The sequence below is a fragment of the Zunongwangia mangrovi genome, from assembly GCF_900112105.1.
Classification (GTDB): Bacteria; Bacteroidota; Bacteroidia; order Flavobacteriales; family Flavobacteriaceae; genus Zunongwangia; species Zunongwangia mangrovi.
Map to the genome: position 1 here is coordinate 43,939 of NZ_FOKV01000006.1, position 15,930 is coordinate 59,868.

The 15,930-nt window shown below is 35.8% G+C and carries 9 protein-coding genes; 2 read left to right on the top strand and 7 right to left on the bottom strand.

The features are described 5' to 3' along the window. Positions 1-5 precede the first annotated feature (5 nt). From BM201_RS13120 to BM201_RS13130, 3 genes are read right to left on the bottom strand one after another with little or no spacing between them, the layout of a single operon-like run. On the bottom strand, positions 6-1,316 hold the full coding sequence (locus BM201_RS13120) for a BNR repeat-containing protein (RefSeq protein ID WP_092543371.1): 1,311 nt from the start codon (positions 1,314-1,316) through the stop codon (positions 6-8). Positions 1,317-1,322: 6 nt separating this feature from the next. Continuing rightward, complete coding sequence (locus BM201_RS13125) at positions 1,323-3,317, bottom strand: RagB/SusD family nutrient uptake outer membrane protein (protein ID WP_092543642.1); 1,995 nt, start codon at positions 3,315-3,317, stop codon at positions 1,323-1,325. A gap of 10 nt (positions 3,318-3,327) precedes the next feature. Beyond that, complete coding sequence (locus BM201_RS13130; protein ID WP_175487039.1) at positions 3,328-6,519, bottom strand: SusC/RagA family TonB-linked outer membrane protein; 3,192 nt, start codon at positions 6,517-6,519, stop codon at positions 3,328-3,330. Between the two features lie 548 nt (positions 6,520-7,067). Here BM201_RS13130 and BM201_RS13135 point away from each other — a divergent pair. Together BM201_RS13135 and BM201_RS13140 are read left to right on the top strand one after the other, a co-directional pair. After that, positions 7,068-11,120 (top strand): hybrid sensor histidine kinase/response regulator transcription factor, encoded by a 4,053-nt coding sequence (locus BM201_RS13135; protein WP_092543373.1) that lies wholly within the window; start codon positions 7,068-7,070, stop codon positions 11,118-11,120. A 32-nt stretch (positions 11,121-11,152) separates the two neighbouring features. After that, complete coding sequence (locus tag BM201_RS13140; protein ID WP_092543375.1) at positions 11,153-12,337, top strand: DUF4861 family protein; 1,185 nt, start codon at positions 11,153-11,155, stop codon at positions 12,335-12,337. Between the two features lie 79 nt (positions 12,338-12,416). Here the strand turns inward: BM201_RS13140 and BM201_RS13145 are convergent, their stop codons facing one another. Genes BM201_RS13145 through dnaB form a run of 4 tightly spaced genes read right to left on the bottom strand, consistent with a single transcriptional unit; the run spans position 12,417 to position 15,870 of the window. Further along, a complete protein-coding gene (locus BM201_RS13145; protein ID WP_092543377.1) occupies positions 12,417-12,839 on the bottom strand; it encodes a secondary thiamine-phosphate synthase enzyme YjbQ in 423 nt (140 codons plus the stop codon). Position 12,840: 1 nt separating this feature from the next. Beyond that, on the bottom strand, positions 12,841-13,026 hold the full coding sequence (locus tag BM201_RS13150; RefSeq protein WP_092543379.1) for a hypothetical protein: 186 nt from the start codon (positions 13,024-13,026) through the stop codon (positions 12,841-12,843). Continuing rightward, a complete protein-coding gene (locus BM201_RS13155) occupies positions 13,023-14,339 on the bottom strand; it encodes an asparagine synthetase B (RefSeq protein WP_394333748.1) in 1,317 nt (438 codons plus the stop codon). Before BM201_RS13155 ends, BM201_RS13150 begins: the two co-directional genes overlap by 4 nt. Then, positions 14,317-15,870, bottom strand: coding sequence for a replicative DNA helicase (dnaB, locus tag BM201_RS13160; RefSeq protein WP_092543381.1), 1,554 nt, complete (start codon positions 15,868-15,870; stop codon positions 14,317-14,319). The genes BM201_RS13155 and dnaB overlap by 23 nt, the downstream gene beginning before the upstream one ends. Positions 15,871-15,930 lie beyond the last annotated feature (60 nt).

Consider the following 15,930-nt stretch of genomic DNA (forward strand, 5'->3'; position numbering starts at 1 on the left):
ATTATTTAATTTTTCGGCAAATTTGAAACTTCCAAAATCCTCACCATTGTAGGTTTAGCTCTAGCAAGTCCTTCACCATCAACCTGAGTAACTTTTTGAACAAAAACATGTAATTTTTCTTCGTTTTCCCAAAGCTGCAAATCATAATTTGGTTCCCACTCTCCAACAGATTCTTCTGTGAGATCGATCACCTTCCAAGGCTCGTCGCTATGTAATTTGTGATATGCCACAGACACTTTATTTTCCCTTTCGGCGTCTCTAAACAAAAGATAAATGATTGGATTATTTTTAGTTTCTTTAATTAAAATATCTGGTCTGGAAATTGGAATTTTCTTGGTACCGCCACCGCCTAATTGAAATGATGATTTTCTAAAATTGGTGTTTTCATGCTTCCATTTTCCATCTTCAGCATAAATAATTTGATAATCTGTTTTATTATTTTCTGTCCAATAGGTTACGATAAAAGGATTTCCATTTTTATCGGCCGTCATAGAGGTTTGATTGATCAATTCACTTTTCTGCGGAATCTTCCAGGCGTATTCAGCTGTATCTGCGGTGATAGGTAGCTCATATTTTTCTCCGTTTGATCTTTCCCAGGTTTTTCCACCGTCTTTAGATCTAGCATACGCCATATCGTGATTGGTAGAAACATCCCAGCTTTCTCGCCAAACCCAGGATAAATGAATTGTTCCCTGCTTATCTACACTAGCTTGCCAGTAAGCATTGCGCTCTCCTTCGCCATCTATAAGATTTTCATGCAAATCTGTCCAATCTTGAGTTTTAGTATTATAAAGTTTTGAAACTAGTTTGCCTTTGCCAGATTGCCCAGAACGATATAAGAACAAAAGATCACCATTCTTAAGATTATAAAATTGCGGATAAGAAAGCTTATTTTCATCCTTACCTGTCATCCTTTGTTTTTCTCCCAATTGCGCACTTAAAGCTGAACTTCCTACAGCATAATTTAATGGATTGTCATGATGATCCCAACTTACATGTAGTTTCTGATCTCCATCTACAGCAAGACTAATAGAATTATGGGCGTCTTTTGCATTGCCTTTAAAATTAGATTTATTTAAATGGAAATTCGATGATTTAAGCTCCCTTTTCGCAATAATCATTTGCCCATTATTATCATAGTACCCTAGAAACTGAAAGTCGCCAGTAGATGCCACTGCATTCTTTCTAAAAATGGTTGTATTTACTGAATTATTTGCCCAGCCTTCTCCTACTTCTATATCTTTTATTTTGATCGAGGAGCAGGATGTGATAAACAAAATTATCACTAAGTAGAAAATAGGAAAAGGCTTGAGCATTATTTATCAATTATTTATAGGTTGTGCACCTTCGTTAGCTGTTAACGGCCATCCCGGATTTTGATAAATAGGAGATGACTCTAAATTATTATTCTCCGAAGTTATTAAAAAGTGCTGAATTGCAATCGGATCAAGATAATGAGCCATTGTCCAGCTGTAACCATCATATACAAGTTCATCTCCTGTTTGCTCGTAAGGTCTTAAATATTCACTTCTTGTAGGAGAAGAAACGGTAGCACTTCCAGAATCATAGACTAAGATTCCATCATCGTACCATTCCTGCATAGGTCCCCAAAGTTTAAATCCTTCAATATGATAATTATTATCAATTAACTGATCTAAAGATCTCCATCTTTTAAGATCCATCCATCTAAGACCTTCCGCAAATAATTCATTTCTACGTTCTCTTCTAATATTATAAAGAGTAGGATCGATAAGCTGCCCTGCAGAATAAGCACCCCAATCACCTTCTGATTCAATTTGCATGTTGGTAGCCGCAATTGTATTTTCAAAATTAGGATTAACGCCAGCACGGTCTCTAATTGCTCTCCAATAACCGGCTGCAGTAGCATTTACGTTTCCTGTTAGAAGATAGGAAGCTTCTATATAGTTTAAATATGCTTCTGTTGCTCTAAATACCAAACTACCTGTGTATCCCTGCCCGTTGTTTCCTTGTATTCCGTCGTAATTTAAACCTTTTCTAATGGTATAACCTGTAGAGTAAGCTTGTTCCCAAGCACTTTCAGTTATTCTAGGAACAGGCTCTACTGGAGTTATCTCATTACCTTCCTCTTCATTATATAAGATATTAATCTGCCCTGGTTGTTTTAAAAACAGCCATAATCTACCATCTCTATTTTCTCTTACATCTTCAATATAATCATCACCAGCGTACCCAGAACCATTAGCATAAATTGGTAATCCATTATCCATAAGAAAAGATTCTACTAAGCCTTTCGTCAAACCTACACCGTAATTACCACGCATCGCATGTACAGGTACATTATGAACAATTCCCAAGCCCTGGTCATAATCTCTCCATAAGATTACTTCAGAAAAATCAGACATATCTTCTGCACCAAATAAATTAAAGTATGGGTTTTCAGCATCCACAGTAGATTGCTGAAGAACTCCGTTATTTGGAGTTAGTGAAAATGCTCCTGCAACTTCTTCTGCGGCGGTCATTGCTTCACCTAACAACCATTCAATCTCAGCATCAATGCTTCCTGCTTCATATTGCCAACCCTGATTATAAGCTTTATCGGCACCTGGCCAACCTGATCCGTTTGGAACAAAAGCCGTTCCTCTAAAGTTATCTAACCAGGTAGCTTCATATAATGCTACTCGAGATTTTACTAAAAGTGCTGCATATCTTGATAATCTGTTCTTATTTCCATCTGGAGATGAAGACATCATCATATTCGCAGCGTTGTCTAAGTCTGAAAGAATAAAACGAATAACTTCAGAACGTGGATCTCTCTCACTAGCTGCCGTTAAAAGTTCACTATCATCTGGTATCGGTTCGGTTACTATAGGAAAATCTCCTAAGGCCTGAACTTTATTAAAATATTCAAATGCTCTAAAGAAATAGGCTTCTCCTATAAAATGTTCTATACCTTCTTCGCTACCGGTAATTTCTCCGTTTTCGTACCTTGGGACTACAGTGCTAAGGAAATAATTAATATTTCTAATATTCGTAAAACTCCAGCTTCCACCTGTTTGTCCTACTCGCCATTGACCCGGTACATATTTATTATCATAATCCATATTTGCCATGTTATCAGTATCAGAATCGATACCAAATGTTCCAAAGCTCCAGTTCCCATGTGTTGGTAAAATTCCGTATAACTCTATAGTGTATGATGCTAATTGAGATTCTTCAAAAAGATAATCTTCAGGTATGATCTCTGACTCTGGTGGTCTTTCTAAAAAGTCATCACTACAACTAAATAGAATACTTGCAATTGATAAAATCAATATTGGTTTTATATATTTTCTCATCATTATTTTTTTAGAAATTGACATTTAAGCCTAATGCAAATGTTCTTGAAAGTGGATAAACATTACCTCCAGATCCACCTCCAATGGTTTCAGGATCGAATATCTCGGATAGAGAAGTTCCTGTCCATAAGTTTTCTCCAGCAACATATACTCTAAATCTATTTACACCCCAATTTTCAAAAACCGTTGAAGGTATAGTATATCCTAATTGCACGTTTTTAAGCCTTATATAAGAGGCGTCCTGAAGATACCTTGATTGTTCTCTTTGATTTTTCAGGTTAAATACAGGTCTTGGATAATAAGAATTAAGGTTTTGACCAAGAGGATGATCCGCATTAGGTCTAAAATAATCCTCATGCTGAACAAAGCCGGTAGACCACCATTGCCCTGAACTTGAAGCGCCCCAGAAGTAGTAACTACCCTGAAAATAATCTCGCTCTAAAATACCCTGGAAAAATGCTCTAAAATCAAAGCCTTTCCAATCAGCATTAAGCGTAATTGCAAACGGATATCTAGACGTACTGTTTCCTATAACGGTACGATCTCCTGGATCATCTGAAGTCCAGGCACCAGAATCAATTCGTCCATCTCCATTAAGATCTCTGTACATGATATCTCCTGCAGCCCACTGGTTCCCTAGAGCATCTTGTCCTCCATTTGGAAGCGAATTTAAATGCTCCTGCATTTGTTCATCGCTTTGTGCGATACCTATAGTTTCGTATCCCCATATTTCTCCTACTTTCTGTCCTTCCCTGTAAAGGTCTTCGTCAAGACTATTTGTAACATTAGGAAACTTAAGTATTTCTGCCTGTGAGTCAGATAACAAAATATCGATTCCATATCCTAAACCATTATCGAGTCGATCCTTCCAAGATAAGCTTAGTTCAAAACCATAAGTTTTTAAATCTGTATTATTTGTTCTGGGCACATCAGCACCTAAAACAACAGGAAGTTCTGGTGCAGGACCTACCATATCAAATGTATTTCTGGTAAAATAATCAAAGGTTCCTGTAAAACGATTATTAAACATCGCAAAGTCTAAACCAACATTCCAACTTTGAACCCGTTCCCATGTTAGAGATTGACTTACCAGTCCTGGAGCACTACTTGTGTTTGGACGTTGTCCATTTACTAACCACCCACCATCAGCAGTTCCTACAGGCATAGTTAAATAAGTAGGATACCAATTATCTGTATTTTGATTTCCTAATTCTCCCCAGGATCCTCGAATTTTAAGTGTACTAATATTCCTTGAAAAATCATCCCAAAATTCTTCTTGAGCTAAATTCCATCCAGCAGATACTGAAGGAAACCATTGCCAACGTTGATCACTTTGATACCTTGATGTTCCATCGTATCGAATATTAGCTTCTATTAAATAACGCTCTTTGAAATTGTAGTTTAGTCTGGCAAAATATCCGGCCGTTGCCCAATTTTGGTACTGTCCATCTACGCTAGGAGCTACAGTTTCTCCATTTACATCAACTCCAGATGTTAAGTTAATTACAGGGTTAGAAGGAAGGATTATTCCTTCTCTTTGAACATTAAAGTCTCTGTATTTATTTAACTCAGATTGAAAACCGGCAGTTACGCTAAAATTATGAGCTTCGTTAATGTCAAAATTATAAGTAGAATACAAATTGGTATTAAAATAATTTTCTCTAAAAGCGTATTCGTACACATGTGAACTTCTGGAATATAAGTAAGGATCGCCGGATACATCGTGATTATATGTTTGTAGTACGTGCCAATGTCTAAAGTCATTTCTAATCCTATAGTTAAATTCAGCAAAAATTTCCCAACCATCTAAAGGTTTAATTACTGCCTGTGCTTGTTGGTATAACCAATCTTTTTGACTTTCATCTCTACCACCCTCTGCTAGACCTAAAGCAGGTGAAGGTGAAGAGTATAAATAGCCATTAGGATCATGCAAAGGTAATATTGGCCAGCCCTGTCTCGCAAGATCCTGAAATAAACCACTAGACAATCTGGATGGCCTACCAAAATCTTCTCTAACAAATCGCATGGTTGCATTAATATTAAGCCACTCAGTTACATTAGCATTTATTTTTGCAGTTGTTGCATATCTTTGGAAATCGTCACGGTTAAATTCCATTAACCCATCCTGATCTAGATAATTCCCAGATACATAATAATTGATATTATCACCACCTCCTCTTAGACTAAAATTGTGTTCTTGAGAGAAGGATTGATCTCTATATATGGCATCGTACCAATCTGTATTTGCATTCCCTTCGGCATATCCATCTGCCCAACGAGAAGGGTTATTGGGATTAGGAATTATAGGATCTGGAAATGTGCCATTTTGATAATCTTGAATTCTTTGTAATCTCTCCTGACTAAAGATTGGACCATTACCTCCATTCATATTTGCATCATTAAAAAAGAGAGCGAATGTGTAGCTATCCATCATCTCTGGTGTGTTGATAGGAGAACTTAATCTGATATTCGTACTATACTGTACAGAAGGAGCCCCTTTTTTTCCGTCTTTGGTTGTAACTAATATTACTCCAAAAGCTGCTCTTGATCCATATATTGAAGCAGCTGCTGCATCTTTTAATACAGAAACACTTTCTATATCCTGTGGATTAATGGCATTGATATCACCCTGCATACCATCTATTAAAACGAGAGGACTACCTGTAGATCCATTTCCGATTGTAGTAGTTCCCCGAATATTAATAGATGGTCTATCTTCCAAACTACCTCCACTGCTTTGGTTAATATTTAAACCACCAACAGTACCCTGCAACATTTGCGTTGCATTTTGAACCGGTCTGGATTCAAAAGTTTCAGAATCTACAGATGCAACCGCACCAGTAAGATTTACTTTTTTCTTTTTACCAAATCCGACTACGACCACCTCTTCAAGTTCTGCGGTATCTTCTTTTAGCGTTACGTCTATTGTAGATTGTTCACCAACCATGACCTCTTTTGTAGCAAAGCCTAGAAAAGAAAACACCAATGTATTTCCTTTATTCGCTTGGATAGTATACAATCCATCAAAATCGGTGACTGTACCTGTAGAAGGATCACTTTTAATACTTACGGTAACTCCCGGCAAAGGAATTCCATCTTCATCTATAACTGTACCCGATACAGAAACCTCCTGGGCAAAAATGTTTAAAGATGAAAACAGCATTAATGCAGATAACAAAAACTTGTAATTGTAAAATTTCATTTGCTGTATTTGATTGAATTATTAGAAATTATGAAAACGATTTAGTTGCGATTTAAACCGTATAACAATATTCCTTAAATTCTATATAAAACATGAGGTAGCAAATGATATTTATAGAGGTATAAAATGTTCAAGTATTAATAATAACCTAAAGATCAGATATGTATATATTTAATTTTTACATTCCATTAATAAAAAAGAAGCCTGTTTATTTCGCTCTGACTTCTTCATCTCCATCGTTTTATCATTGAACATAAAAAACCAAGATTTTTGGTTCTAATTCTTTAAAGAATTAGAAGTGAACGTATATCATAGTAGAATCAGCAGTATAAAAATCTAATAATATGCGTATGTTTTACATTTATTTTATAATTTTATTTGCTGCCTTTAGGTATTTGCTATTTTTAAAATACTATATCGTTTTCATATAAGAAGAGTTCAAGCGCTTTACTTAAATGAAATGACTAATAAAGTGTTTATTTTAAGTATATCTATATTAAGCTTTACAATCATAAGTCTTAACAATAGTAAGCCACAAAAGATTAAATATGAAGCTATTCTTTTTCTCATTTCTGCTATACTTTATTATTACTTGCTTTCCACTAGAAAATCTATTCGCACAAGATGAACACCATAGTAACTTAGTTTTTAATAAAGAACTTAAATTCTACCATTATGACACTTCAAATGGATTGTCTAATAATATGGTAAGTTCTATTACAGAGGATGATCTAGGTTTTATATGGATAGGAACAAATTCTGGATTAAACAGATTTGATGGAAGCGAGTTCGAAAAATTTGATAAAGAGAATTCAGGTCTGGCTAATAATTACATTCAGCAAATTGTACCTGTAAACAATGGCGATCTATACCTTGCAACTAACAGAGGCATTCATACCTATAATATCAATACGCATTTACTTCAGCAAAAACCTTTAGAGAACTCTTATTTATCAGATGGGATTACTAGTATTCTGGAATTCACGAAAGATATGCTGGTGGTGGGGGATTATTCTTATGGTGTTCATTTTATAAAAGGAAACAGGCATATTGCACTTCAGCATAAAAATAACATGCAACCTGTTTTACTCAGAGAATATCGCATTAGCTCTTTGGGCAAAAAGGATGATAATTCTATTCTGGTGGGCACTTATAACAATGGTCTTTACAGCATTTCTATAGAAGATACCGTAGTTGTCAAACTGGAAAAGTTATTTAGCGGAAGAATAAATACGATCTATACAGATTCTAAAAACAATAATTGGGTTGGCACAGATGAAGGCTTAAAACTTATTACAGAAACGAATGAAATAGTACAAATCAATAAGGAAAATAGTAAACTTACAGATGATGCTATTCGTAGTCTTGTTGAAGATAACCAGGGTTTATTATGGATAGGTACACGAAATGGCGGATTGCATGTACTTGATCCTAATTCAATAGGGAGTAAAGAAATCAAAATTCAATCATTTTCACCAAAAACAGATGGTAGTAGTGTTTTTAACCGCAATATTTTAAATCTATTTAAAGATTCCAATGGTAATATCTGGATAGGTACAGAAGCCGGTTTCGATTTTGTGGACCCTAAAGGAGAATCTATTCAATTAATCGATCATTCTGCGAATAAAGAAACACAAATTGCACACGACAGGGTAAAAGCAATAACTAACGGAAAGAACGACAACATCTGGATTGGCACTGATGGTGGTGGGATAAATACCTATTCTTCAGAAACTAAACAATTCTCTAAATTAGATATTCCCCTTGTTTCAGACCTGGTACTTTCCTTACTGGAAGATTCTAAAGACAATCTTTGGATTGGAACGTATCGCAAAGGAATTTCAAAATTCGATCTAAAAACGAAGAAACTTACTACCTATTTAGACCAAAAAGTATCTGAAGGCAGTGATGTACGATCGATATTCGAAGATTTAGAAGGTAATATTTGGGTAGGGACTAACCGGGGAGGTTTGTATAAATACCATCCTAAAAAAGATACCTTTATATATATAGACGATCTTAGTAAGCTGGATATTCGCGATATCACCCAAAAGGACTCTGATGAAATTTGGCTTGCCACCTATGGAAATGGTATTATAAACTATAATTATAAAACTGGAGAGGCTTCAGGATATCATACATCAAATTCTGATTTTCCAACGAACGTAATCTTTAATATTCAGTTTGTAGATGATAATACGCTTCTTGTTGGTACGATGAACGAGGGATTATTGAATTTGGATATTGAAAACAACACAGTACAGCGATTTACTACCAATGATGGATTAAGCAACAATACCATCAATTCTATCACAAGAGATCTATCTGGTAATTTTTGGATTGGTACTAACGATGGCATAAGTCTGTACGAAATAGCTTCAAATAGTATCAGGAATCTTAATAATTTCAACAATATTCAGCAAAGTGAATTTAATATTGGGGCAAGCCTTCTAACCAAAAACGGAACATTACTGATAGGGGGAAATAAAGGTCTCAATATTTTTGCAACACAGGAACTATCAAATCCCAAAAAGACAGTTTTCCCTACCGTTTTTAAAAATCTTGAAATTTACGGTAAGAGTATAAGTCTAAACGATAGCACACAAACGGTGTTAGACAGATCTATTTCACTTACAGATACACTTCGTATTAATCATAATCAGGCGTTATTTTCATTAGATTTTGCTTCCTTAAAATATCCAAAATCAGATAATATTGAATATTCCTACATATTAGAGGATTACAGCGATCACTGGATCAATATAAAAAATGCTAATCGTATAAACTTTAGTCAGCTGCCGCCGGGCGATTATAATTTAAAGCTGAAAACGAACAATAATGATTACCTGGAATCCTCAAATCAATTATTCATTCAGGTCATTCCGCCAATTTGGAGAACATTGCCGGCCTATGCCTTTTATTTAATTACCGCGCTACTTCTCATTTGGTTTGGATTAAGATATTATACTGAAAAAATTAAACTGAAACAATCATTGGTTTTTGAGAAAAATCAACGCCAGTTAGAACAGGATCTTAATGAAGAAAGATTACGCTTTTACACAGGCTTTTCGCACGAACTAAAAACACCACTTACCATGATCCTGGCACCGGTAGAAAGTTTACTGACCGAAATTCGTAAAAAAGAGCACGCCAATAGTTTAAGGATCATCGAAAAAAATGCAAAAACCTTATTAGGCCGAATAAATAAGCTACTTGATTTTAGGCAAACCGAAGATGGATTAAATAAGCTGAAAATCACAAAACATAACCTATCTGAATCTTTATCGAAGTGGATTGAGATGTACGAGCCAGTCGCTAATAAAAAAGGCATCGAAATAATTAAGAATATAGACTTAGAAGAAGCAATAATTTACTGCGATTTAGATAAGGTGCATATCGTCTTCAATAACTTAATGTCTAATGCAATAAAGTATACTTCAAAAGGAGACCAGATCAAGATCAAACTCAAAACTAAAGGAAAAGGTTACCAATTTTCGATAAAAGATAATGGTGCGGGCATTTCAGCACAAATCTTACCACATATTTTCGATTGGTATTATCATTCTGACGAAAAAGTGAAGAAAGATGGCAGCGGAATAGGCCTCGCGCTTTCCAAGCGGTTTATAGAACTACACGGCGGAAAAATTAATGCTAAAAGTATCGAAAATCAGCATACTGTTTTTAAAGTATTTTTGCCCCAAGGGCAACCAGAGCATCTAGAAAACACCGATACTATTGAAGCACACGATTTTGAAAAAGTAACTGCTGAAATTCTTAACGAAAATAAAGAACTAGAAACACGTGCCTTGCTTAATCCAAACGCCGATAGAGAGTTGGTGCTTTTAATCGATGATAATCCAGACATTCATCACTATTTATCATCGATCCTAAAAGAAAAATACGATCTTTTGCATGCTTTAAATGGACAGGAAGGGATAAATATGGCTATAAAACATGTGCCAGATCTTATAGTTTCAGATATTATGATGCCAGAAAAAAGTGGTATCGATCTTACAAACACTTTAAAATCACGAAAGGAAACTACGCATATTCCAATAATTTTGCTTTCTGCAAAAGATGCTCAGGAATCTATTATCACCGGCTATAACGAAGGTGCAGACGATTATATCACCAAACCTTTTAGTACCGCCATTCTTCAAGCCCGAATTAGAAATCTTTTAGACCGAAAATTCAGTTTACAGAAAACTTTGCTGAAAAAAGAAGAAAATGAGGAAACTGCAAATACTGCCGAAAGCCAGCAGGTTAAAATTGAAAAGAAATTCCTTAAAAAATTCGAAAAGAAGGTACACGAACACATACAGGTTCAAGGTAAAATGGTCGAGTTAATTTCTGAAGAAATGGGCATGAGCCGTGCATCTTTATACCGAAAAATAAAAGCGCTTACCGGCAAGAGTATTAATGAATATATTCGTGATATAAAACTGGATAAATCCTTATATTTAATAGAAAAAGAAGGATTAAATGTATCTATGGCCGCTTTTGAAGTTGGCTTTAATAACATGAAATATTTCAGAAAGATTTTTAAAGAGAAATTTGGCCAGTTACCCTCTGAATTTTCTCTAAATAGAGACCTCACCTAAAAACAAAAAAGATAATCTAACCTCAACAAAAAATGAAAAGAATAATTACCACTTCTATTCTGGGGCTTTTGCTTGCTACAGGATGTAAAACTGAAAAAGCTGAAGAACCCGGTATTTCACTTTCAGTAAGTAACGACCTGGATTTTGATAGAAGTGAAATTGTAAGTTTTGAAGCTGAAAAATTATTAGCCAAATTCGAAGAAACTCAGATAGATTATATCCACATCAAAGATTCAGCCGGTAAAATGTTAAGGCATCAATGGGTAGATTATGATGAAGATGGTACACCTGAAGAATTCCTGTTTATGGCAAAAGTTGGCGCAAATGCCTCTTCTTCCTATAAAATAGTTAGTGACAGTTCCTTTTCTATGCCAGAGAAAGAAGCGGTAGCCTATTCTAGATTTGTACCGGAACGAACAGATGATTACGCCTGGGAAAACGACAAAATTGCTTTTAGAACTTACGGTCCAACCGGCCAGAAAGAAGCTTTAGAAGGTGTTGCAGGTAGCACTCTTTCCAGCGGAATAGACATTTGGTTAAAAAGAACTAATAAATCGATCATCAATAAATGGTATGCTGAACATGTAAAAAGTCCCGGATATTATCATACAGATCATGGTGAAGGTTACGATCCTTATCATGTTGGGAGCAGTCGAGGCTTAGGCGGTATAGGTATTTTTAAAGACGATAGCCTTTATGTTTCTCAAAACTTTATGGAATACAAAACCATCGCAAGCGGACCATTAAAAACTATTTTTGAACTAAGCTACGATCCCTGGGGGCCTTACAACGTAAAAGAAACAAAAAAAATAAGTTTAGCCGTTGGGTCTAATTTCTCTAAATTCGAGATCAGCCTTGAAGCTGAAGACGGAATCCCAAATTATGCAACAGGAATTACATTACACAATAACCAGGGGGAATATGAAATTAATGAAGAAGAAGGCTGGATTATGCATTGGGAAACTATCGACGATGCTAAAGTTGGTGAAGGAATTTTAATAGCACCAGCTGCTATTGATTCAGCTTTTGCTTACGTAAGTAAGGTTCCAGATCAAAGTAACCTTTTAATTACTACTGAACCTAAAAGTGAATTCACCTATTATGCAGGATTTGCCTGGGAGAAAAGTGGCGATGTAAGCAGCAAAGAAGACTGGATAGAAATGCTAAAAAAACAAGCTAAAATTATCGAATCTCCCCTCAAGATAAGTTTAGATTAAGTTTTAAAAAGAGTCTATAAAATAAAAAAGTTCGCCAGCAATTGCTGGCGAACTTTTTTATATGAAATATTATTCAATTTTATGATCCCATAAGTGTGAGTACTAATTTCCTGGAGCCGCCATGATTACGGTGTTCACATAAATAGATTCCCTGCCAGGTTCCCAGGTTTAATCTACCATTTGTTACTGGGATTTGAACCGAAGTACCCATAAGTGACGCTTTAATATGCGCCGGCATATCGTCTGAACCTTCAAAGGTATGACGGTAATATGGCTGATTTTCAGGAACCATTTTATTAATATGACTTTCAAAATCATCTCTTACTGTAGGATCTGCATTTTCATTTATCGTTAATCCTGCAGAAGTATGTTTTATAAACGCCTGAAAAATTCCCTGCTGAATTTCACCAATCTCAGGAAACTGATCTTCAATTTCGCCGGTTACTAAATGAAATCCTCGGGATCTAGGTTTTAATGCTATTTGTTTCTGAAATGTCTTCATCTTACCAATCTTTCTTTTTATAATTTAAATACGCCAAAACCAAACTTAAAACACCAATAACTATCATTAAAAAACCATTCAGGATGACATCTAACACAATAGTGTTAGATAAATACAGTACTTCTATAAGAATTAAAACCACCATAAATACTGTAAGTATTCTAAGTATAAAAAGTTTAGTTTTCATGTTTTTTTCTTTTTCTTTTTAGCTGCAGGAAATAAAACATTATTCAGTATTAATCGATATCCGGGAGAATTTGGATGTAATTCTAGCTCGGTTTTTGGATCTCCTACCCTATGCTGATAATCTTCTGGATCGTGCCCGCCATAAAACGTAAAAAAACCTTTGCCTTTTACACCATGAATATATCGTGCTTCCCCATTTACTTTATTCTCTCCCATTACCAGCACATTGGCTTTTATATTTTCTGGATTATAGGCTGTAGTTTGCCCCATAAATCCCTTTACTAATCTTGTATGGTTTTGAGTTAGCATGGTAGGAATTACATCCCATTTAGCCGAATAATCCATAAGCGTAAAATAATCTTTCTCCATAGGCACGGCACGTTTAGACGTCATATCTATAGACGAAAACTCGTAAACCATAGGACTTCTTTCCAGGATAAAATCTGTAAAAGCGAATGTATTATCAAATTCTAACTTAGATTGATATCCAGGATCGCTAGGGTCGCCATCAAACATTGGCTCTGCAATATCTGTGTATTCTGCAGCCAACGCAATATCAAAACTATCTGTAGCGCTGCACATGGCGAACATAAATCCGCCGCCAACTACATAATCTCTAATCTTTAAGGCAACAGCAAGTTTTTCGTTTGAAACTTTATCATAACCAAGATTTGAAGCCAAAGTTTCAGCATTTTTTTTATCCTCAATATACCAAGGCGCGGTTCGATATGCTCTATAAAACTTACCATATTGCCCCGTAAAATCTTCGTGATGCAGATGCAACCAATCGTATAGAATTAGTGCATCGTTTAAAACTTCAGTATCATAAATGGTTTCATACGGAATTTCAGCATACGTAAGCGCCATTGTTACCGCATCATCCCAGGGCTTGTTCCCTTTTGGCGAATACACCGCAATCTTTGGGGCTTTTTCTAAAATTACGCTTTCCATATTTTTAGAAGGACTCGAAATTTCATCTAATATCGACTTCGCATCATTATCGGTTAAAATTTCAAAAGAAACACCTCTAATCTTACATTCTCGCTCTAAGCTTTCTTCAGCTTCAAAAAGAAAAGAGCCGCCACGATAATTTAATAACCATTGAGCTTTGATCTGATTTTCTAGCGCGAAATATGTAATTCCGTAGGCTTTTAAATGATTTTCCTGGGCTTCTGGATCCATTGGCACCAGAATTTTATTGGCAAAACCGGAAAAACCTAAAAAGAAAAAGACAGTAAAAAGCAAAGCTGCTTTAAACTGTCTTTCGTTATTTTTTAAAGTATTTCTGAATTTAGAAAGGAACGTCACTATCATCATCCTGATTAAAATCATTCATAGAACTTCCAAAAGCTTCATCTGCACTTGGACTTGGAAGATTTGAGCTTCCAAACTCGTTATCATCACCATCGTTCATTTTAGAATGAAATTCGAAAGGAGAATCAAAGTCTTCTAAGTTATCAAATTTACCAAGATGACCAATAAATTTAAGACGGATATTTTCTAAACCACCGTTACGGTGTTTTGCAACGATAAATTCACCTTGTCCTTCAGTTGGAGAACGCTCTTCATCATCCCATTCTTCAATTTTATAATATTCTGGACGGTAAATGAACGATACAATATCGGCATCCTGCTCGATCGCTCCAGATTCCCTAAGATCTGAAAGTAATGGTCTTTTACTACCTCCACGAGTTTCTACCGCACGCGATAGCTGAGAAAGTGCAATTACCGGTACATTTAATTCTTTTGCCAGCGCTTTAAGGTTACGTGAGATCGTCGAGATTTCCTGTTCACGATTTCCTCCTTTTTGCGTTCCTCCGGCCGTCATTAACTGAAGGTAATCGATCACGATCAATTTAATACCGAATTGCGATGCTAAACGACGTGCTTTTGCTCTAAGGTCGAAAATCGATAAAGACGGTGTATCATCTATAAAAAGTGGTGCTTTTTCAAGGTCTTTTACCTTCACATTAAGCTGTTCCCACTCGTGTTTTTCTAGATTCCCTGTTCTTAATTTTTCTGAAGAAAGCCCAGTTTCCGAAGAAATTAAACGCGTAATCAACTGTACCGAAGACATCTCTAGAGAGAAAAAAGCCACCGGTATTCCCTGGCCAACCGCAATGTTTCGTGCCATCGATAAGGTTAATGCGGTTTTACCCATACCAGGACGCGCTGCAACGATAATCAAATCTGAAGGCTGCCATCCTGAAGTTAGCTCATCTAATTTATCGAATCCTGAAGGAACACCACTTAATCCTTCTCGATTTGATATGTCCTGAATTCGTGCCTTTGCTTGAATAACCAAACTTTGGGCAGATTCGGTTGATTTTTTAATATTACCCTGGGTAACCTCGTATAATTTTGCTTCTGCTGAATCTAAAAGATCAAAAACATCTACACTTTCATCGTAGGCTTCTTCGATAATTTCCGCAGAAATTTTTATCAAACTACGCTGAATATATTTCTGAAGAATGATCCTTGCGTGAAACTCGATATGCGCAGAAGATGATACTCTTTGTGTTAGCTGGATAAGGTAATAGTCACCACCGGCTTTTTCGAAGTTCCCATCTTTCTTAAGTTGATTGGAAACCGTTAATAAGTCGATCGCCTCGGTATTTTCAAAAAGCTTGAAAATAGCTTCATAGATAAGCTTGTGCGAATTTTTATAAAACGCATCGGGGTGTAAGATATCAATAATTTCGTCTACCCCCTTTTTATCGATCATCATCGCACCAAGCACAACCTCCTCTAAATCAACAGCCTGCGGAGGTATCTTTCCTTTTTCCAGACTAATGACATTAGAATTTTGTTTGTTATATGCAGGTGATGTTGCGATTTTTTCCATAGCACGAATGTAACCAATTTGTTAACTAGCTCTTAAAAAAACAGAGATTTCTAGTTCACT